Source organism: Bacillus cereus (genome assembly GCF_002561295.1).
GTDB lineage: Bacteria > Bacillota > Bacilli > Bacillales > Bacillaceae_G > Bacillus_A > Bacillus_A cereus_S.
The window spans coordinates 45,262-65,139 of sequence record NZ_NTUG01000028.1 but is presented as its reverse complement, the minus strand read 5'-3'; the positions used below and the strand labels follow the sequence as shown (position 1 = coordinate 65,139).

Here is a 19,878-nt window from a genome sequence, read left to right as displayed (position 1 = left end):
CGACTCCCTTATGTTAACATCTTCATTTTTCGATGTCAACTAAGTTTTTTAATTTCTTTTTTCGCTTTCTGCGTTTCCCGCATCAGCGACGCTTATTAATATACCATGCAAAAAAATGAAATGCAACACCCTTTTAAAACTTTTTTATAAAAATAACTACGTTTCTTTCACCATGCCCTATTGTTAAACAAAATGTACTTCTCATTTCTATCAAATCCCTACATATATTCTTTACAAGGGGTTCTCCAATTAAAAACTTACATTAAAAAAGTTATACATTCATGTATGGCGAATTTACTTTATAAATGGATACCCGATTCCTATATGATTACTACTTGTGAAAAAAATAGACAAGGAGGAATAGAATACATATGGACTATACCGATTTATTAATCAAATTAGGTCTCTCTGCTATTTTAGGATTCGCTATCGGTTTAGAGCGTGAACTAAAAAGGAAACCACTCGGCTTAAAAACTTGCTTAGTCATCTCTATTATTAGTTGTCTCCTTACAATTGTTTCTATTAAAGCGGCTTATACTTTACCTCATACAGACCATATAAACATGGATCCCCTTCGCCTTGCAGCTCAAATTGTTTCAGGAATTGGTTTTTTAGGTGCCGGTGTTATTTTAAGAAGAGGAAATGATAGCATAGCCGGATTAACTACAGCCGCTATGATTTGGGGCGCTTCTGGAATTGGAATTGCTGTTGGAGCTGGTTTTTATATTGAAGCAGTTTTCGGCATGTGTTTCCTTATAATCAGTGTCGAACTTATACCGTTAACAATGAAATTTTTAGGACCTAAGTCACTTAGACAGCGAGATATCGCCGTTAAACTTGTTGTACGTAATATGGATAATATCCCTATTGTAATTGAAGAAATTAAGGATATGGGAATAAAAGTGAAGAACATGAAACTTAAAACATTAGAAAACGGTACTCACTTTTTACAGCTAAAATTATCTATGGATCAAAAAAATCACACTACAGATGTTTATTACGCCCTGCAGCATCTTGAAAGTGTACAACAAACAGAAGTAGAAAGCATGTAGCATTGCTTACGAAAGACTCTCTTACAAAACGGGGAGTTTTTCTTTTTTTCATAATGGTAACAATAGAGTTATATAAGTACGAATGTTAAACATTACATAAAGTGAAACTTTAATCAGTGGGGATTCTCTTCACCCCCCACTGATTATTAGCCCGCAAATAGCGGGATAAATCCTAATCTTTCGGTGAGAACGCGTTCAGCCGTTCATCACATCGTTCTAATCCCCTTCAGTTAAAAACGTAAAAAGAAAAAAAGATCCCACCTTTATTAGGAATGGCAGCAATTAATACGTCAAAAAGCCAAAATTGATTTATATACAAAACGAGGAGGAATATACATTTGAAATCTCGCGCTAACTTAGTAGAAGTATTTCGCGATTCCATTATTTTTCGCTTAATCAGCTTCATCGTCATCCTTATTACTGTTTTCGGGTTTCTAATCTATAAAATTGAACCTACTTATTTTTCTACATGGTTTGATGGAATCTGGTGGGCTCTTGTCACAACTTTTACTGTCGGATACGGGGATTACGTCCCGCACACACCTATAGGAAAATTCACAGGCATACTTCTTATTTTATTAGGAACAGGTTTTTGCTCCTACTACATGGTATTATTCGCTACCGAAATGATTAGTACGCAATATAGAAAAATTAAAGGTGAAGAAGCCGCTTCTTGCCATGGGCATATGATTATCGTTGGCTGGAATGAGCGTGCTAAACAAGTCGTAAGTCAAATGCATGTACTAAAACCCGATCTAGATATTGTACTCATCGATGAAACTCTTTCTTTGCTGCCGAAACCTTTCCATCACTTAGCGTTTATTAAAGGGTGTCCTCATCATGATCAAACTTTATTAAAAGCAAATATTCAAACCGCACATACCATTTTAATAACAGCAGATAAAGAAAAAAATGAAAGCTTAGCTGATACACAATCCATTTTAAATATTTTAACTGCTAAAGGACTGAATCCAAATATCCACTGCATTGTGGAAATACTTACTTCTGAGCAAGTTCAAAACGCAACGAGAGCAGGGGCAACTGAAATTATAGAAGGAAATAAATTTACAAGCTATATCTTTACTGCCTCTCTTCTATTCCCTTCTATCTCAGGTGTATTATTTACACTTTATAACGAAATTTCAGAAAGCAAATTGCAACTGATGGCTACTCCTGCACCTTATCTTGGAAAAACTTTTGAAGTTTGTAGTAGCCTCCTTTTAAAGCAGGACATCTTGCTACTCGGCGTGCAGCGAAATGAACAATATCACATTAATCCTGTTCACTCTTTCGTTATGATTGAAAGCGACGTGCTTATCGTTATTAAGCATTAATAAGACGGCTTTCTAATTCTTTTACTAACGCCTTCCCGATATCGATATATTTTTGTTTTATAGTACCATCTGCATCTTTCGGTTCTGCAAATTGATCTAATCCACTTGTCCCAGCTAGCGTATTTATCTGATTGTCCAATTCGTCTTGGTATACATGCGAAAGAATATATGGTGTATCAAGACGAACAACTACTCCTGGTACATCCAGTTCTCCATCTATCGCGGTAAATGGTAATCTTAAAAATTGATACCCGTCTTCTTCATCTATTTTATAGTCGAAGCAACCTTTATCATAATCCCAATTACCACCGATACTATAACCAAGTGGTTTTAAAGTTTCTTCTAATTTAAAAAGTGCATACGTATGCCCCTCTAAATTTGATTGAATCGGAATCAAGTCACTCATCCTTCCTAGACTTTTTTCTTAGCATATCCGATTCCTATTCCATATATCGGCGATTTTTCAAATAAAAAAGCTGTCGGGAGTATCCCAACAGCTTTTTTATTTGTCTAGCTTCAATGGCTAGAACCTCCGGTCATTTCGCTCTCTCGGTCGAAGCAAAAAGCGCTTCTTCGTCGAGAGCTCCAATGTCCTGCGGTTCTGAGCAAGCCATTTCCGCTTTTCTTTTGTCCAGCTTCAATGGCTAGAATGGTCAGTGGCTTCGCTTCTTCCAACGAGGCAAAGAACGCCTCTATGTCAGAAGCTCCATCCCCCTCCCATTCTGAACAAGCCATTTCCGCTTTTCTTTTGTCCAGCTACGCCTCCTAGGCCCTTCCGTCTAAGAACCTTCCGCACAAGAAAGTAAAAAACACTTTCTGTACGGAAGAACCTTAGCCGACGGGCCTAAACAGTCGGCTTCGCTTTTCTTATTTCAAACGCTCTTCTAATTCTGCTTTTAGTTCTTCGAATCCTGGTTTACCAAGTAGAGCGAACATGTTTTTCTTATATGCTTCTACACCTGGTTGGTCAAATGGATTTACGCCTAGTAAGTAGCCGCTCATCGCACATGCTTTTTCGAAGAAGTATACAAGGTAACCGAATGTATACTCATTTAATTCTGGAATGTTAACGATTAAGTTTGGTACGCCACCATCGCTATGTGCAAGTAATGTACCTTCGTATGCTTTTGTGTTTACGAAGTCTACTGTTTCACCAGCAAGATAGTTTAAACCATCTAAGTCGTTCTCATCTAATTCGATTTTTAGTTCATGTGTAGATTTCCCTACTTTAAGAACTGTTTCAAATAGATCACGACGTCCTTCTTGAATGTATTGACCTAATGAATGTAAATCAGTAGAGAAGTTTGCTGAAGATGGGAAAATACCCTTTTGATCTTTTCCTTCACTTTCACCAAATAGTTGTTTCCACCATTCAGCAAAATATTGAAGCGCTGGTTCATAGTTAACAAGCATTTCAATTGTTTTGCCTTTATTGTATAAAGCATTACGCACAACTGCATATTGATAAGCTGGGTTTTCTTCTAGCTCAGATTTTGCAAAATCGTTACGGCCAGCAGCTGCACCTTGCATCATTTCTTCAATATTTAAACCGCTCACTGCAATTGGTAATAAACCAACTGGTGTTAATACAGAGAAACGTCCGCCAACATCATCTGGAATTACGAATGTTTCGTATCCTTCTTCGTCAGCCAATGTTTTTAAAGCACCACGCGCTTTATCCGTTGTTGCATAAATACGTTTACGTGCTTCTTCTTTTCCATATTTCTCTTCTAATAATTTACGGAACAGGCGGAATGCAATTGCAGGTTCTGTCGTTGTACCTGATTTGGAAATTACGTTAATGGAGAAGTCTTTACCTTCTAATACGTCCATTAAGTCTTTCATGTAAGTGGAGCTAATGTTTTGTCCAACAAATAGCACTTGTGGAGTTTTACGTTGTTCTTTAGAAAGCGTATTGTAGAAAGAATGGTTTAACATTTCAATTGCTGCACGTGCTCCTAAGTAAGAACCACCAATACCTACAACAAGTAAAATATCAGAGTCATTTTTAATTTTCTCAGCACTCTTTTGAATGCGAGCGAATTCTTCTTTGTCATATTGAAGCGGAAGGTCCACCCACCCAAGGAAATCGTTCCCAGCTCCAGTTTTTTCATGAATTGCATGATGTGATACTTTTACTGCATCACGTAAATACGTTACTTCGTGTTCACTGATGAACGATAACGCTTTAGAATAATCGAACGTTACATGTGTGCTCATCTTTTTCCCTCCAATTATGTATATGTATTCCTGTCTTCACTTTAGCGAAACTGAAGTTGTAAATCAAGCAGTTGGAGAATTGTAAACGTAACCAATATTTATTTTTTGAAAAAAGTTCATTTTTTGCATAAAAATTCGCATTTTTCGGTATAGATGTATATACACCCTGTATTGAATATTTTTTATGTATAAAAACTACAAAAGGTAGCCATTCTATAAAAGAGTTAAGTTGCATAAAGTGCACATCCATTTTCGGATTTCGCTTTATATCCACCAATGTGGATTCTTCTTACTCATATACACAAAGCTTGCTGATGCTTCAAATGTAAGGAGGACTATTCAAGATGAGTACTTTACAACGTATTGCATTAGTATTCACTGTAATTGGTGCCGTTAACTGGGGACTGATTGGATTCTTTCAATTTGATTTAGTAGCAGCTATCTTCGGCGGACAAGGCTCTGCTCTTGCTCGTATTATTTACGGTATCGTTGGTATTTCTGGACTGATTAACCTTGGGTTATTATTCAAACCATCCGAAAATCTTGGTACTCATCCAGAAACGAATGAAATTCGATAGTAAGTATGTCAACCTTCCCATCCGACATACGAATATGATTGCATGCAATCATATTTGCTAATATATATCATAACGAAGTAAAAGAGGATCNNGATCCTCTTTTACTTCGTTAACTGTGATTCTTCAATCCACTCTGTTAACTTTTCACGAAGCGTATTAAATCCCTTATCAGATGGATTAGGTACGATGATTCTTCCTTGCTTACGCTTTGCTGCTTTTAACGATAAACTCATTTTTCTGTGCTCTTCATCAATTGAAAGTACTTTTACTTCTACTGTATCTCCGACTTTTAAAAAGTCATGAATATCTTTCACATATCCATTTGTAATTTCAGATATATGCACAAGCCCTTGCGTTTCTTGATCCAGCGCTACGAATGCACCGTAATCTTGAATCCCAGTTACTTTCCCTTTTACAATCACTCCTGTTGTGTATTGTTCTGACATATGAAACACTCCCATACGTTTACCATTTTCTCTGCTATTTGCAGATTGCAATAAAAGTCCCCACCTCAAAATTCAAGTGCCTGTATACGAAGTGAGTAACTGCTCATAAATACCCGATTAGTGAAAGGTCATCCCTAAATGAAAAGAAGAATCCCACTCTATATTAGTAAATTATACCACTAGCTTCCCTTTCATTCAAAATCCATAAAAAAGTTTCCGATCGCAAGTATAATTTTCAAATATTGGGATAAAATACTAACACATGGCTTTCTAGTATTCCCCCCCTTTTATGGACAAAACGTATTCTGTTTTGTCCTTTTTTTATTTTCAACAAATCGCTTCATACGTTTCATCGCTTCCATTAACTGCTCAAGCGAAGTTGCATAGGAACAACGAATAAACCCTTCTCCACTTTCACCAAATACATTTCCGGGTACAACTGCCACTTTTTCTTCTAATAATAATTGTTCTGCAAACTCTGCTGAAGATAATCCCGTTGAAGAAATCGAAGGAAACACATAGAACGCTCCGCCTGGCATATGACAAGTTAAGCCCATTTCATTAAAAGATGCCGTCATAAAGTTACGACGTTTTTTATAACTTTCTCTCATTCGAACGACTTCATCATTTCCAGATCGAAGTGCTTCTAGTGCAGCAAATTGTGACATCGTCGGTGCACACATCATGGAATATTGATGGATTTTGAGCATTAATTCTGAAAAATGTACAGGAGCCGCAATCATTCCAAGGCGCCAACCAGTCATCGCAAACCCTTTTGAAAATCCTGAAATTAAAATTGTATGGTCACGCATATTTTGAATGCTTGCAAAGCTCGCATAAGCCTCGTCATATACAAGCTCTGCATAAATCTCATCCGATAATACAATGAGATTATACTTTTCAACGATTGCAGATAACTTTTCTAATTCTTCTCTGTTTAAAAGCGCTCCTGTTGGATTATTTGGAGAACAAAGTAAAATAGCTTTTGTTTTTGTTGTAATCGCTGCTTCAATTTGCTCCGGCTGTATTTTAAAAGCGTTTTCTAAAGAAGTTGCTACTGAAACTGGTACACCGCCCGCTAATGTAACAAGTGGTGCATACGATACAAAGCTCGGTTCAATAATAATCACTTCGTCACTAGGATTTACAATAGCACGCATTGCAACATCTAATGCTTGGCTCGCTCCAACTGTCACAATAATTTCTTCATTCGGATCATATGAAACATGAAATTGTTTTTGAAGATACTTTGCTATTTCTCGACGTAACTCCAATAATCCTGCATTCGCAGTATATGCTGTATATCCTTCTTCTAACGAACGAATACACGCCTGCCTTACATGCCATGGTGTAACAAAATCAGGCTCTCCCACCCCAAGTGAAATAACTCCTTTCATCCCTGTAGCTAAGTCAAAAAACTTACGGATGCCGGATGGTTGTAACGATTCTGCTACTTTTGATAGTTCAAACCGCTTCATGGTGCCACCACAATGCGTTTATCATCATCTGTTTTGTCATAAATAAGCCCCTCATGTTTATATTTCTTTAAAATAAAATGCGTTGTCGTTGACACAACTGATTCAATTGTCGCTAACTTTTCCGAAACAAAGCTCGCTACTTCACTCATACTTTTTCCTTCCAGTGTAATAGAAAGATCATATGTCCCTGACATTAAATAAACCGATTTCACTTCTGAATAACGGTAAATTTGCTCTGCAACAGAATCAAAACCAACGCCATGCTTTGGTGTAACTTTCACATCAATCATTGCAGTTAAACCGCTATGTTCTTTTACTTTTGTCCAATCTATATGTGTAACATAATCAACAATGATTTTTTCTTTTTCTAATTTCTCCACCATTTCTTTTACTGCTTCTACTTCTATATTTAACATTTTCGCTAAAGTTTCTACCGATAAACGACTACTTTTTTCAAGACAAGCCAACAATTCTAATTCCTTTTCAGTCACCATACTCTTCATCCTTCCTTTTGTTTTTTTTAAATTATACAGATATCTTTTTATGTTTGAAAAGAAGATTTTTTTAGAGAATTGTGTAAAAATAAAATGGAACTTTCATCAGTAGATTGTTTCTTCATTTCCCGCTGATTATGAACCATCACTAGCAGCTTTCTAAATGAGGATTTTACTATCGATAGCAGTGGTAACAAGAAAGGAGCCAAAACTATGAAACCAAAAGTATATATTGCTGATCGCGTTCCAAAATTTGTTGAAACGTATATCTCAGAGCATTGTGAATATGAGAAATGGGATAGTAGCGAAAAAATACCTCGTGAAGTGTTATTAGAAAAAGTAAAAGATAAACAGGGCTTACTTAACTTTGGTGCAAAAATTGATGAGGAGTTATTACAAGCAGCTCCCCATTTAAAAGTTGTAAGCAACATTTCCGTTGGCTACGATAATTTTGATTTAGAAGCGATGAAGCGTAAAAGTATAATTGGAACAAATACACCGTACGTATTAGATGATACCGTTGCTGATCTTGTTTTTGCTCTCATGCTAGCAACAGGACGCCGCGTATGCGAACTTGATTCTTATGTGAAACAAGGAAAATGGGATGATGAAATTAAAAAAGAGCATTTCGGATTAGACATCCATCATAGTACAATCGGGATTATTGGAATGGGACGAATTGGAGAGACTGTTGCCAAGCGTGCAAAATTCGGATTCGATATGAATGTGCTTTATTATAACCGTCGTCGTAAAGAAGAGGCTGAACAAAAATTCGATGCTACATACTGTGATTTAAATACGCTACTAGCGCAATCAGACTTCATTGTCCTTTTGACTCCATTAACAGAAGAAACATATCATCTCATTGGAGAAAAGGAATTTTCATTAATGAAAGAAACAGCAATTTTCATTAATGCTTCTCGCGGGAAAACAGTCGATGAGGCGGCATTAATTGAGGCCTTGCAGCAAAAGAAAATCTTTGCAGCAGGCATTGATACATTTACACAAGAACCAATCCAAAAAGATAATCCGCTATTATCTTTAACAAATGTCGTTACACTACCTCACATTGGATCTGCGACATTAAAAACGAGACACGAGATGGCAATGACAGCTGCGAAAAACCTAGTAGCTGGCTTAGCAGGCAACACGCCACCTAATATTGTACGTCTATAAAGTGAAACTTTACAAAAAAGGCAAGATGGATCTCCCATCTTGCCTTTTTTTGTTAACATAAATCTCTTCTTACTAGGAGATGATATGAAAAAAATCAATGGAGTGACAGAAAATGAACCATAAGATAGAACATCCTTACTTCACTTTTTCCACTCGCGGCACTACTGTTCACTACGAGTTATATGAGCACCATAATAAAGAGGAAAGACCTACGTTTGTACTCATTCACGGTTTTCTATCCTCCTCGTTTAGTTATCGTCGACTCGTTCCACTATTAAAAGAAGAAGGAACTGTGATTGCACTTGATTTACCCCCATTCGGAAAAAGTGATAAATCCCACCATTTCACCTATTCCTATCATAATTTAGCAACCATCATTATCGATTTAATGGAATATTTAACGCTTAAAAATATCGTGCTCGTTGGTCATTCTATGGGCGGACAAATTTCACTCTACGTCAATCGCCTGCGCCCTGATTTAATACAAAAAACCATTTTACTCTGTAGTTCCAGTTACTTAAACCGAGCAAATCTACCTTTAATTTATTCTTCCTACTTACCATTTTTCCACTTATACGTGAAGAATTGGATTATTCGAAGAGGCATTGTTCATAATTTAATGAATGTCGTGCACGATCACTCTTTAATTGATGATGAAATGATGGAAGGTTACGCTGCTCCCTTTTACGATAACCGGATTTTTCCTGCCTTAACACGAATGATTAGGGACCGAGAAGGTGATTTATCGTCAGCTGAATTACGAAAAATTGAAACACCTACTTTACTTATTTGGGGTGAAAAAGATCGTGTTGTTCCCCTTCATGTCGGACAACGGTTACACGAAGACTTACCAAACTCTACATTCATTTCATACGAAAATACAGGTCATTTACTACCAGAAGAGAAGCCCACGCATGTATATGAAGAGATTATGGCATTTTCAGCACAGTAGTATTCAGATATCAATTTATACTTGAATTATAGAAAAAACAAAGGCTGCCGGAGCACATCCGACAGCCTACAATGAACAACTTCCACCTTCTTTTAATAGCAGTAATGCCTCCGCTAACTTCTCGCATTTTTCGATAGCAAGAACTTCCTCAAACGACATGAAATAAATATGTTGTATTTTTTTCGCAATATATTTCGGGTCTTCAAACGTGCTTACTACGTACACAACATCACTTGCTTCTGTTTCATAAAATTCCGGTCCCATTTGAAAAGGGTCCCAATCCTTCACCATTTCTACCATCTTTTCATATGTTCCCATTTCCTTCCCGCCTTTTCCTGTTTTTCGCTCTTTTCTTTATCGTATCACATCGGCTATGCTAGAAGAAGTAAGGAACTTTTGCAAAACAATAAAGGGGGCAAAAAATATGCAGCAATTTCATAAAACTTTAAATCGCCGTGGGACCCATAGTGTAAAGTGGGATACCTATAAGGATGAAGCATTATTACATGCATGGATTGCAGATATGGATTTTCCTATTCCAGAGCCAATTCAGGCAGCACTACATAAACGCCTGGAACACCCTGTTTTCGGCTATACAATACCACCAGAAGAAATCACCGAGACGATTTGTCAATGGACAAAAAAACAATACAATTGGGAAATAAAAAAAGAATGGATTGTATTTAGCCCAGGTATCGTTCCTGCTCTTAGTACAAGTATACAAGCTTTAACAAATGAAAATGAATCTGTGCTTGTACAACCACCTATCTATCCACCATTCTTTGATATGGTCATCCAAAATCAGCGCCATCTATGTGAAAACCCGTTACATGTGCAAGATGGCTTCTACACAATGGACTTTGAACATTTAGAAGCACAATTTAAGCAAGGTGTGAAACTCATGCTTCTTTGTAGCCCTCACAATCCTATCGGACGCGTTTGGACAAAAAGTGAGCTTACAAAACTAGCAGATCTATGTGAACAGTATAATGTAACCGTTGTCACGGATGAAATCCATGCAGACATCATTTTCTTAGATCATACTCATACACCGTTTGCTTCCTTATCTAAATCATTGGCGGCACGTACAATTACTTGTATGGCACCAAGTAAAACATTTAACATTGCTGGATTACAAGCATCCATCATTATTATTCCAGATCAAAAGATTCGAGATGCCTTTACATCTGTCCAACATCGCCAAGGCTTTCATGGGCTAAATATATTTGCTTATGTGGCAATGCAAAGTGCCTATACAGAGTGTAACGAATGGTTAACAGACATTCGTTTATATATAGAAGAAAATGCTCAATTTGCTCGTGAGTTTATTGAAACGCATATCCCTTCACTTTCTGTCATTCAATCGGAAGGAACTTTTTTACTATGGATTGATTGTTCTCGCCTTGGACTCTCTCAAGAAGCGCGCACAAAACAACTTGAAGAAAAGGGAAAAATTATCGTTGAACCAGGTGAAAAATACGGAACAGGCGGAGGACAACATATTCGGATTAATATTGGCTGTCCAAGAAAGCAACTTGAGGAAATATTGCACAGACTGAAATATACCTTTTCATGATCAACTAAAAAGCTACCCTTCCAGGTAGCTTCTACTCTTTCTTAACCTCTGATGCTTTTTTTACAATAACACCACAAGCTATTCGATTCCCTGCATTTCCAGCAGGCTGGGTCATACCATCATCAGGCTTGTCCGTAATAATAATAGATGCACCATCTTTTCGATGAAGTGTCGTTCTTCCTTCTTCAAGCGATACATTTGGTGCCGCAATTTCCGCTTCAATCGTACCTTTATCATCTGCAATTACGTTCGGTAAATCCCCGTTTTCTGCACCTTTTGGATTCATAAGTCCATGCTTCTTCTTCTCATCCAAATTAAAATGACTACCAGCTGATATGAAACGAGGTGCTTTACATTCTCCAATCTCATGAATGTGCAATCCATGAGCTCCCGGCTCAAATCCTTCTGCTTTAATGGCTATCTTGACTCCACTCGTTTGTTGTGTCACCTTCGCTGTTCCCACTTTATCACCGGAAGCATTATATAATTTCACATCAATTTCTTTCGGATTTCCTTTATCACAGCCTGTCATAAGAAATAGCAAACAACATCCAAATAAAAGCTGCTTTTTCATCACAATTCCCTCCAAAATACATTCTGCCCTTAGATTGTCCGAGCATAGAGGGAAACATACTACGTTACCGTTTCTTCTCAGCTAATAACTTCTTTTCTATCTTCTGCAAACGTTCTGCTTCTTTCTTTGATACGCGAATAAACATGCGCCACGTTGCAACCGCACCAACGATAAATAAAACGCAAACAATCCCTGGAATAATATATTCCGTTTTATCTTCTGGAAAATATAAAGGCATCATAAAGATCACTCCTTTGTTTTTCGGCATTATCTTATTCTGTAAATTCCAAGTGGAAATATATCTCTATCTGTACATTCATCGACGTAAACGATACACACCTTTTGAATTATTAAGATTTTTGTCGCATTATTTTGAATTATAACATTTCTAACAAACAAATTCATTCTCAACTAAACGATTTCTTTGACTACATCTCGCTCTTTCCTTACTATAAAATTGAGGTGAAAAATATGAGCGAAACATTCCAAATTGGTGAAATTGTCACTGGTATTTATAAAACAGGAAAGTATATCGGTGAAATTACAAACAGCCGACCTGGGAGTTATGTGGTCAAAGTCTTAGCTGTTTTAAAACACCCTACGCAAGGCGATTTACATAATGTGAAACAAGCTGATGTTCCATTTTTCCATGAAAGACGCGCTTTAGCTTTTCGCGAGCAAACAAACATTCCGCAACCAATGGTAAAAAAATATGAAGGGGATATCCCAGATTATAAAGAATCGCTGCAGATTGCATTAGAATCACAAATGAATGCATTCTCAGAAGATGATTCTCCGTTTGCAAAGCGCAGTTTACAGACGCTTGAACAGTTAAAACAAGATTATAAGTTGTAAAAACAAAACGACCAAATTACACAATTTGTAATTTGGTCGTTATTGTGTGCTCACTTTCTTTAACACTTTTGAAAAATCAATAAGCTCTCCTAAAGTGGGTGGCGATGGCTTTACTAAATATTCTTTGTCCTTTTCAACCAGCTTAAAAATGTTATAAGTCGTCATGGCATCATCAAGCGCACAATGATGCTTTCCTGTTCCTACTTTCCCGTATGCCTCAATTGCTTTCCATAATCCTGTTTGATTCCGTTCTCCAAAGAAACGTTTATACTCGAGAGATAAATCTCGGCACTCCCCGGAAAAAGGAAACGTTACACCTACTGCCTCACAATTATGCTTCAATACTTTCATATCCATATTGCCCCACGTTACAATCGTCGTTTGACAACGCTTTTCATATTGGGCAAGTTTTTCGACAAGTTCCAAGAAAGAAATTCCTCCATCTACCGCTTCCTGTTTAATCCCTAAAAATTTTTTGCACCGCTCTGTTAAACATGAAAAAGTTTCAGGTCTTACATAAGAAGCATACGTATCTTCCACTACACAATTCACAACTGATACGAGCCCTACTTCAATAATCTCTGGGAAAAACCCCTTTGGTTTTTTCCTATTTTGTGGCATCGTGAACTCGAAATCTAAAAATATAAATTGTTGTTCATCCATACAATCCCTTCCTTATCGTTTCATCTACTTTTTTCCTCCTACACGAACAGGCTCGAATACGAATCATTCAGATCGGATGTATCTTATGTATATGTCAAATAACCGCAAATATTTTCAAAAAGGAGAAAAATTCATTTCCATAGAAAATATGACAAAACAAACCCTTCCATTTACATCCGACATTTTTCTACTTTATAATGGCTTTAAGTGTGTTTCTTCCCAAAAATTATGACACACTAAGAAAAATGACCCGGAGGGAGATGGAGTTTTTGCACGAAACAACGCAAGAAATCGCAAACTGGCAATATTACTTTGCACTCGCAGTCTTTTTAATTACATATGCCATTATCATTTCAGAAAAAATTAATCGTGCTGTTATCGCACTTCTTGGTGCGGCAATTATGGTAATAATAGGTGTTGTTGATCTGCACAACGCTTTTACAAAACATATCGAATGGGGAACAATTACACTACTAATCGGTATGATGATTTTAGTTAACATCACGAGTAAATCTGGTGTGTTCCAATACGTCGCAATTAAAGCAGCTAAGCAAGCAAAAGGTGATCCAATTAAAATTTTAATTTCTCTTTCTTTGCTTACAGCAATTGGTTCCGCATTTCTAGATAACGTAACAACTGTACTTCTTGTTGTTCCTGTTACTCTATCTATTACGCGCATTTTACAAGTAAATCCTGTTCCATATTTACTTTCTGAAATTATTTTTTCAAACATTGGAGGAACAGCAACATTAATTGGTGATCCCCCAAACATTATGATTGGTTCTGCAAATAAGCATTTAGATTTCAATGCTTTCTTATTCAACTTAGCACCAATCGTAATTATCATTATCGCTGTAACAGCAATAATGTTTTACTTTATGTATCGCAAACAATTAATCGCTGATCCTGTACAAGTAAAAAAATTAATGAGTTTAGATGAGAAACAATACATTAAAGATCCTGTATTAATGAAAAAGTCTTTAACAGTTCTTGGGCTTACAATTCTCGGATTCATGACTCATTCTATTTTCCACATTGATGCAGCGGTAATCGCACTAACAGGTGCTACTGTACTTATGCTAATCGGTGTAAAAGAACATGAAGTCGAAGAAGTATTTGCTCACGTAGAGTGGGTTACAATTTTCTTCTTTGCTGGTCTATTCGTCCTTGTTGGTGGACTTATCGATATCGGACTTATTAAAATGCTAGCTCAAAAAGTAATTAATTTAACTGGTGGGGACATTTCTTACGCATCTATCCTTATTTTATGGGTATCTGGTATTGCATCCGCAACCATTGATAACATTCCATTCGTTGCAACAATGATCCCGCTTATTAACGATATGGCAGTCGGCCTTGGCCTATCACCTTCTGATCCACAAATCGACGTACTATGGTGGTCATTAGCATTAGGAGCTTGCCTAGGTGGAAATGGAACATTAATCGGTGCTTCCGCTAACGTAATCGTAGCAGGAATCGCAAGCCGTGAAGGTCATAAATTTAGCTACATGGAATTCTTAAAAGTCGGTTTCCCAATTATGATCGTTTCATTAATTATTTCTCACATTTATATCTACTTCCGTTACTTAATGTAGATATAAAAAGCGGCAGTGGCTCGCTTAGAAAAGAAAGGCTATCGCATACAGCGATAGCCTTTCTTTTATTATATATCAGCGATTTTTTCAATATATCGACTGTTCGACGATGTTCAACAGAACACCTTAATTAAATCCTAATATTTCGTTGGCTCGTTTCGAATTAAAAACAGGTGAATCGGAAGAAAAATAGAGAATGTTATCACATGAATAACAGTAAATAAGATTGCGTTCGTACTATACCTCTCCAAAATGGCATATATCAAATAAACGGATAGAACGAGTGATACTCCTGTCGCTAAAATACTTATAATTGGAATAAAGTTCAAAATAAAACAAGCAACGTATATCCCAAATACTTTCCACCCTGCCTCTTCCTTTAAAAAACTAGGCAACTTCTCCTTCGCTAAATCCCCCCATATTTTACTATTTAAAAATGGAATAAACGCCAATACACCATCATTTGCACCGTCATTTTTCGCCATCGTATAAAGTGCAAATGCAGTTAATACATACGCAAGAAGTGCCCATACTAAAATAATAACAATTGCGGCGAAACTAAGAGCAAATAAACTCGCTAATACACCTTGATCCTCCATTTTCCCCTCTCCTCTCAGCATATTTTACATTTCTATTCCTTATATTCCCTTGTATAATATGAACAAGAATAGGAAAGGAGAACCATTTTATGCACCCATTTGTAGCAGCCTTACAGAAACATTTCATTGCACATCAAAACCCTGAAAAAGCAGAACCAATGGCTCGATATATGAAAAATCACTTCCCCTTTCTCGGTATTCAAACACCGGAAAGAAGACAGCTATTACGCGAAGTCATACAAGTACATAAGCTTCCAGACAAAGAGGAGTTTCAAATTGTCATTCGTGAACTTTGGTCTTTACCAGAACGCGAATTTCAAGCTGCCGCTCTCGATTTATTACAAAAATACAAAAAACATCTCGATAAAACCCACATCCCTTTCTTAGAGGAGCTCATTATAACAAAGTCATGGTGGGATTCCGTTGATGGTATCGTCCCTACATTCTTAGGAGAGATCTTCTTAAAACACCCAGAGGCTATTCCTACCTATATTCCGAAATGGATTGCTTCAGAAAATATATGGTTACAGCGTTCTGCAATTTTATTTCAACTAAAGTATAAAAAACAAATGGATGAAGACCTTCTCTTCTCAATCATTGGACAACTCAAATCTTCAAAAGAATTTTTCATTCAAAAGGCAATTGGCTGGGTACTTCGTGAATATGCAAAAACGAGCCCAAATGTTGTATGGGAATACGTTCAAAGCAATGAACTTGCCCCCTTAAGTAAACGAGAAGCGATTAAGCATATTCGCTCTACTATGAGCACCTCTTCAAACTAAAAGGATAGTAAAACAAGTGAAACACTACCGTATATATCCCTTTAACCCCTTGCTATGAAAACAAAAGAAGATATCCACTCATTTCCTCCTTCTGTTTTTACATGGCATGGGGCTAAAAAAAGCACTGTCCGCTTCTATCCATGAGCGGATTCTCTCTTCCACCAAAAAAGAATGGTTTTACATCTGTTTTTCTTTTGTATCGTTCCTCTATTGTGATTTAAAAAGGAACGTGATAGAATATGGTCATTATTATTAAATATAGTAGCGATGACGGACTTATAAGTACTTGCACAAAAAGCGATTCAGGGATAGTGAAAGCCTGAAAAAGCGAGGAAACGGCAGTCTCGAGCAATACGTCATAAAGTGGTTGTGTGTTACGCGCACAACAACTAGGGTGGAACCGCGGGTATATACAAGCTCGTCCCTAGGCATAAATGCCTAGAGACGAGCTTTTTTGTATTTAAAAGCGCAAGCGGCTTGTTTAGAACAGGAGGACATTGGAGGCCCTGACGAAGAGGCGTTGTTTGCCTCACAGGAAGGGGTGAAATGACCGACTGTTCTAGCCGCTGGAGCTGGATACATTTAAAAGCGCAGGTGGCACGTTCAGCTCTGACTGGCTAAGGTTCTTTCGCACAGAAAGTGTTTTTTACTTTCTCGTGCGGAAGGTTCTTAGACACGAAGAGCTTGCCACCGGAGCTAGATATCCCTAAAAGCGCAAGCGGCTTGCTCAAGAAATTACCCTTTTCACAGGTACCCCTGTCATCGCCAATACGTTAACTTTCAAAAGGAGGATTTTATTATGTATTCAATGGAACAAGTTGTAAACTTAGCGAAGCATCGTGGTTTTGTTTTCCCTGGTTCTGAAATTTATGGTGGTCTTGCAAACACTTGGGATTATGGTCCACTTGGTATCGAATTAAAAAATAACGTTAAAAAAGCTTGGTGGAAAAAATTCATTCAAGAATCTCCATACAACGTTGGTTTAGACGCAGCAATTTTAATGAATCCCAAAACTTGGATCGCTTCTGGTCACGTTGGTAACTTTAACGATCCAATGATCGACTGTAAAAAATGTAAAGCGCGTCACCGTGCTGATAAATTAATCGAAGATGCTTTAGATGCAAAAGGTATCGAAATGATCGTCGATGGTTTAACTTTCGATCAAATGGCTGACTTAATGAAAGAACACGAAGTAAAATGCCCAGACTGCGGTAGCCAAGAGTTCACAGAAATCCGTCAGTTCAACTTAATGTTTAAAACATTCCAAGGTGTTACGGAATCTAGTACGAACGAAATTTTCCTTCGTCCTGAGACAGCACAAGGTATTTTCGTAAACTTCAAAAACGTACAACGCTCTATGCGTAAAAAACTTCCATTTGGTATCGGCCAAATCGGTAAAAGTTTCCGTAATGAAATCACGCCTGGTAACTTCACATTCCGTACGCGTGAATTCGAACAAATGGAGCTTGAATTCTTCTGCAAACCTGGTGAAGATTTAGAGTGGTTCACATTCTGGCGCAACACTTGTAAAAACTGGTTGCTTGCACTTGGTATGAACGAAGAAAGCATGCGTCTTCGTGACCATGGTGAAGAAGAGTTATCTCACTATAGTAACGCAACAACTGATATTGAATTTAAATTCCCATTCGGCTGGGGCGAACTTTGGGGCGTTGCATCTCGTACAGACTTCGATTTAAAACGTCACATGGAACATTCTAACGAAGACTTTAACTATATCGATCCACAAACGAACGAACGTTACGTACCATACTGCATCGAGCCATCTCTTGGCGCAGACCGCGTAACATTAGCATTCTTATGTGATGCATACGAAGAGGAGCAATTAGAAAACGATTCTCGTACAGTTCTTCGTTTCCATCCTGCTTTAGCACCATATAAAGCAGCAATCTTACCACTATCTAAAAAGCTATCTGAAGGTGCTGGTGAAGTGTTCGCAGAACTAGCAAAAGACTTCGTAGTAGACTTTGACGAAACTGGTTCTATCGGTAAACGTTACCGTCGCCAAGACGAAATCGGTACACCGTTCTGTATCACATATGACTTCGATTCAGTTGAAGATAAAGCTGTTACAGTACGTGACCGTGACACAATGGAGCAAGTTCGTATGCCAATTAGCGAATTAAAAGGCTTCTTAGAGAAGAAAATTCAATTCTAATTATGAAAAGGCTGCCCAAGGGCAGCCTTTTTGATTTCATATATTATAGAATTAACGATATATTGATGCTCTCATAAGAAATAGGCTACCTACCGATGGCCTATTTTTCTCTCTTCTCTTTAATTGCGACTGTACATCTTGAAATACATAGTAAATCATCATTTTCATCAATGATTCTTACATCCCAAACCATCGTCGTTTGTCCTTTATGGATAGGTGTACCGATTGCTGTTACGATACCATCACGTTTCGAGCGAATATGATTCGCATTAATTTCTAGACCAAAGCAAATACACTTTTCTTGATCAATTAAATTATAGGAGCCTACGCTCGCTACCGTTTCTGCAAGTGCAACTGATGCGCCACCGTGTAAAAAACCAAATGGTTGATGTGTACGTCCATCTACTGGCATCGTTGCTACCACTTTCTCCTCTGTCATTTCTAACAGTTCAATCCCAAGTGCATCCATTAATGTTTTTGTCATGCTACTTCCCCCTTTTTCTTATTTAAAAATGTATAATTTCCCCTATTTATTTTCAAACTATCCATAGCACTTATATAAGGAGGTTCTATCTACATGAAAAATAAATTTTGTATTCTACTACTCTTTTTCTCCTTGCTCATTATTGTACCAAATTGTACGAATGCAGCACACCCTTCTAACCTGACAATTGATATTAAGACTATTACGCAAAAAGGTAAAAAACCGTATTTAGAATATCAAATTAGTAGACCTTACTTTCATAACTTCTACGATCAGGAATTTCAAAAGAAGTTAAATACATACTACAAAACAATGACAAGCCGTTTTAAAACAACATTAGCAAACGAAGCGAAAAAATACTATAAAGAATCTCAAGAATCAGATGCTCCTTTCCACCCATATGTTGCAAACGTTGATTATAAAGTCACATTACAGCAGTCCCCCTTGCTTAGCTTATATTTAAATTATTATCAATACACAGGCGGAGCACACGGCATCTATACATGGAAAGCAAACACATTTGATTTAAAAGAAAAGAAAGTACTACGTTTAGCTGATTTATTTCAGAAGAATAGCAACTATAAAGATACCATTCGTACAGAAATCGTTAGACAAATTAAACAAAATGAAAGTATTTACTTTCCAGATGCGGCTGAAAAAGTGATGAGTACAAAGAAATTCAACTACTTTTTAGAGCCAGATAATCTTGTCATCTATTTCTCTTTATATGAGATTGCTCCTTACGTAAGTGGAATTCCGCAATTTCGGATTCCATACACATTACTTAGGGATTCACTAACTCCTAACTATCAAAACATTTTGATTGACAACAAATAGATACATT

General features: G+C 37.2%; 22 protein-coding genes. 11 read left to right on the top strand and 11 right to left on the bottom strand.

The window, feature by feature from the left end; genetic code table 11:
• Positions 1–371 precede the first annotated feature (371 nt).
• Positions 372–1,052, top strand: a complete 681-nt coding sequence (locus CN373_RS16335) for an MgtC/SapB family protein (RefSeq protein ID WP_000386689.1) — start codon at positions 372–374, stop codon at positions 1,050–1,052.
• Between the two features lie 338 nt (positions 1,053–1,390).
• The gene (locus tag CN373_RS16330; RefSeq protein ID WP_098359733.1) at positions 1,391–2,386 is read left to right on the top strand and encodes a potassium channel protein; all 996 of its coding nucleotides are present in this window, start codon (positions 1,391–1,393) and stop codon (positions 2,384–2,386) included.
• On the opposite strand, the gene CN373_RS16325 is transcribed toward CN373_RS16330, so the two are convergent.
• Entirely contained in the window at positions 2,376–2,783 is a 408-nt protein-coding gene (locus tag CN373_RS16325; protein WP_111901908.1) for a YugN-like family protein, read from the bottom strand. The genes CN373_RS16330 and CN373_RS16325 overlap by 11 nt on opposite strands.
• Before the next feature lie 470 nt (positions 2,784–3,253).
• Entirely contained in the window at positions 3,254–4,606 is a 1,353-nt protein-coding gene (locus CN373_RS16315; RefSeq protein ID WP_000103670.1) for a glucose-6-phosphate isomerase, read from the bottom strand.
• Between the two features lie 344 nt (positions 4,607–4,950).
• Between CN373_RS16315 and CN373_RS16305 the strand changes: the two genes are divergently transcribed.
• The gene (locus CN373_RS16305) at positions 4,951–5,184 is read left to right on the top strand and encodes a DUF378 domain-containing protein (protein WP_000105785.1); all 234 of its coding nucleotides are present in this window, start codon (positions 4,951–4,953) and stop codon (positions 5,182–5,184) included.
• Positions 5,185–5,285: 101 nt separating this feature from the next.
• On the opposite strand, the gene yugI is transcribed toward CN373_RS16305, so the two are convergent.
• The 3 genes from yugI to CN373_RS16290 all read right to left on the bottom strand — a co-directional run bounded on the left by yugI (position 5,286) and on the right by CN373_RS16290 (position 7,602).
• Positions 5,286–5,630, bottom strand: coding sequence for a S1 domain-containing post-transcriptional regulator GSP13 (gene yugI / locus CN373_RS16300; RefSeq protein ID WP_033664830.1), 345 nt, complete (start codon positions 5,628–5,630; stop codon positions 5,286–5,288).
• 287 nt (positions 5,631–5,917) lie between these two features.
• On the bottom strand, positions 5,918–7,108 hold the full coding sequence (locus CN373_RS16295; protein WP_000819179.1) for an aminotransferase: 1,191 nt from the start codon (positions 7,106–7,108) through the stop codon (positions 5,918–5,920).
• On the bottom strand, positions 7,105–7,602 hold the full coding sequence (locus CN373_RS16290) for an Lrp/AsnC family transcriptional regulator (protein ID WP_000255705.1): 498 nt from the start codon (positions 7,600–7,602) through the stop codon (positions 7,105–7,107). The genes CN373_RS16295 and CN373_RS16290 overlap by 4 nt, the downstream gene beginning before the upstream one ends.
• A gap of 213 nt (positions 7,603–7,815) precedes the next feature.
• On the opposite strand from CN373_RS16290, the gene CN373_RS16285 reads away from it, so the two are divergent.
• Positions 7,816–8,778, top strand: coding sequence for a 2-hydroxyacid dehydrogenase (locus tag CN373_RS16285; protein ID WP_000802971.1), 963 nt, complete (start codon positions 7,816–7,818; stop codon positions 8,776–8,778).
• Between the two features lie 112 nt (positions 8,779–8,890).
• Positions 8,891–9,730, top strand: coding sequence for an alpha/beta fold hydrolase (locus CN373_RS16280; protein ID WP_001015797.1), 840 nt, complete (start codon positions 8,891–8,893; stop codon positions 9,728–9,730).
• Positions 9,731–9,796: 66 nt separating this feature from the next.
• Here CN373_RS16280 and CN373_RS16275 read toward each other — a convergent pair whose 3' ends face one another.
• A complete protein-coding gene (locus tag CN373_RS16275) occupies positions 9,797–10,048 on the bottom strand; it encodes a DUF1871 family protein (protein WP_000537647.1) in 252 nt (83 codons plus the stop codon).
• Between the two features lie 106 nt (positions 10,049–10,154).
• Here CN373_RS16275 and CN373_RS16270 point away from each other — a divergent pair, with 106 nt between their 5' ends.
• Complete coding sequence (locus tag CN373_RS16270; RefSeq protein ID WP_098359731.1) at positions 10,155–11,306, top strand: MalY/PatB family protein; 1,152 nt, start codon at positions 10,155–10,157, stop codon at positions 11,304–11,306.
• Between the two features lie 31 nt (positions 11,307–11,337).
• On the opposite strand, the gene CN373_RS16265 is transcribed toward CN373_RS16270, so the two are convergent.
• Positions 11,338–11,880, bottom strand: a complete 543-nt coding sequence (locus tag CN373_RS16265; RefSeq protein ID WP_098359730.1) for a superoxide dismutase family protein — start codon at positions 11,878–11,880, stop codon at positions 11,338–11,340.
• Between the two features lie 64 nt (positions 11,881–11,944).
• Complete coding sequence (locus CN373_RS25595; RefSeq protein ID WP_000982768.1) at positions 11,945–12,121, bottom strand: hypothetical protein; 177 nt, start codon at positions 12,119–12,121, stop codon at positions 11,945–11,947.
• A 230-nt stretch (positions 12,122–12,351) separates the two neighbouring features.
• Between CN373_RS25595 and CN373_RS16260 the strand changes: the two genes are divergently transcribed.
• Complete coding sequence (locus CN373_RS16260; RefSeq protein ID WP_000004948.1) at positions 12,352–12,735, top strand: kinase-associated lipoprotein B; 384 nt, start codon at positions 12,352–12,354, stop codon at positions 12,733–12,735.
• Between the two features lie 39 nt (positions 12,736–12,774).
• Here the strand turns inward: CN373_RS16260 and kapD are convergent, their stop codons facing one another.
• Complete coding sequence (gene kapD / locus CN373_RS16255; protein ID WP_000344314.1) at positions 12,775–13,398, bottom strand: 3'-5' exonuclease KapD; 624 nt, start codon at positions 13,396–13,398, stop codon at positions 12,775–12,777.
• A gap of 269 nt (positions 13,399–13,667) precedes the next feature.
• Here kapD and CN373_RS16250 point away from each other — a divergent pair, with 269 nt between their 5' ends.
• Positions 13,668–14,993, top strand: coding sequence for an ArsB/NhaD family transporter (locus tag CN373_RS16250; protein ID WP_033664829.1), 1,326 nt, complete (start codon positions 13,668–13,670; stop codon positions 14,991–14,993).
• Between the two features lie 137 nt (positions 14,994–15,130).
• Here CN373_RS16250 and CN373_RS16245 read toward each other — a convergent pair whose 3' ends face one another.
• A complete protein-coding gene (locus tag CN373_RS16245; RefSeq protein ID WP_000390068.1) occupies positions 15,131–15,592 on the bottom strand; it encodes a hypothetical protein in 462 nt (153 codons plus the stop codon).
• Positions 15,593–15,681: 89 nt separating this feature from the next.
• Between CN373_RS16245 and CN373_RS16240 the strand changes: the two genes are divergently transcribed.
• The gene (locus CN373_RS16240; RefSeq protein WP_098359729.1) at positions 15,682–16,374 is read left to right on the top strand and encodes a DNA alkylation repair protein; all 693 of its coding nucleotides are present in this window, start codon (positions 15,682–15,684) and stop codon (positions 16,372–16,374) included.
• A gap of 799 nt (positions 16,375–17,173) precedes the next feature.
• Entirely contained in the window at positions 17,174–18,550 is a 1,377-nt protein-coding gene (locus CN373_RS16235; RefSeq protein WP_000287150.1) for a glycine--tRNA ligase, read from the top strand.
• A gap of 100 nt (positions 18,551–18,650) precedes the next feature.
• On the opposite strand, the gene CN373_RS16230 is transcribed toward CN373_RS16235, so the two are convergent.
• Positions 18,651–19,034, bottom strand: a complete 384-nt coding sequence (locus CN373_RS16230) for a hotdog fold thioesterase (RefSeq protein ID WP_000169209.1) — start codon at positions 19,032–19,034, stop codon at positions 18,651–18,653.
• Positions 19,035–19,127: 93 nt separating this feature from the next.
• On the opposite strand from CN373_RS16230, the gene CN373_RS16225 reads away from it, so the two are divergent.
• Positions 19,128–19,871, top strand: a complete 744-nt coding sequence (locus tag CN373_RS16225; RefSeq protein WP_098359728.1) for a DUF3298 and DUF4163 domain-containing protein — start codon at positions 19,128–19,130, stop codon at positions 19,869–19,871.
• The last annotated feature ends 7 nt before the right edge of the window (positions 19,872–19,878 follow it).

Coding starts and splice junctions, on each gene's coding strand:
- CN373_RS16335 (WP_000386689.1), top strand. CDS start 372: ATGGACTATACCGATTTATTAATCAAATTAGGTCTCTCTGCTATTTTA.
- CN373_RS16315 (WP_000103670.1), bottom strand. CDS start 4,606: ATGAGCACACATGTAACGTTCGATTATTCTAAAGCGTTATCGTTCATC.
- CN373_RS16305 (WP_000105785.1), top strand. CDS start 4,951: ATGAGTACTTTACAACGTATTGCATTAGTATTCACTGTAATTGGTGCC.
- yugI (WP_033664830.1), bottom strand. CDS start 5,630: ATGTCAGAACAATACACAACAGGAGTGATTGTAAAAGGGAAAGTAACT.
- CN373_RS16295 (WP_000819179.1), bottom strand. CDS start 7,108: ATGAAGCGGTTTGAACTATCAAAAGTAGCAGAATCGTTACAACCATCC.
- CN373_RS16290 (WP_000255705.1), bottom strand. CDS start 7,602: ATGGTGACTGAAAAGGAATTAGAATTGTTGGCTTGTCTTGAAAAAAGT.
- CN373_RS16285 (WP_000802971.1), top strand. CDS start 7,816: ATGAAACCAAAAGTATATATTGCTGATCGCGTTCCAAAATTTGTTGAA.
- CN373_RS16280 (WP_001015797.1), top strand. CDS start 8,891: ATGAACCATAAGATAGAACATCCTTACTTCACTTTTTCCACTCGCGGC.
- CN373_RS16275 (WP_000537647.1), bottom strand. CDS start 10,048: ATGGGAACATATGAAAAGATGGTAGAAATGGTGAAGGATTGGGACCCT.
- CN373_RS16270 (WP_098359731.1), top strand. CDS start 10,155: ATGCAGCAATTTCATAAAACTTTAAATCGCCGTGGGACCCATAGTGTA.
- CN373_RS16265 (WP_098359730.1), bottom strand. CDS start 11,880: ATGAAAAAGCAGCTTTTATTTGGATGTTGTTTGCTATTTCTTATGACA.
- CN373_RS25595 (WP_000982768.1), bottom strand. CDS start 12,121: ATGATGCCTTTATATTTTCCAGAAGATAAAACGGAATATATTATTCCA.
- CN373_RS16260 (WP_000004948.1), top strand. CDS start 12,352: ATGAGCGAAACATTCCAAATTGGTGAAATTGTCACTGGTATTTATAAA.
- kapD (WP_000344314.1), bottom strand. CDS start 13,398: ATGGATGAACAACAATTTATATTTTTAGATTTCGAGTTCACGATGCCA.
- CN373_RS16245 (WP_000390068.1), bottom strand. CDS start 15,592: ATGGAGGATCAAGGTGTATTAGCGAGTTTATTTGCTCTTAGTTTCGCC.
- CN373_RS16240 (WP_098359729.1), top strand. CDS start 15,682: ATGCACCCATTTGTAGCAGCCTTACAGAAACATTTCATTGCACATCAA.
- CN373_RS16235 (WP_000287150.1), top strand. CDS start 17,174: ATGTATTCAATGGAACAAGTTGTAAACTTAGCGAAGCATCGTGGTTTT.
- CN373_RS16230 (WP_000169209.1), bottom strand. CDS start 19,034: ATGACAAAAACATTAATGGATGCACTTGGGATTGAACTGTTAGAAATG.
- CN373_RS16225 (WP_098359728.1), top strand. CDS start 19,128: ATGAAAAATAAATTTTGTATTCTACTACTCTTTTTCTCCTTGCTCATT.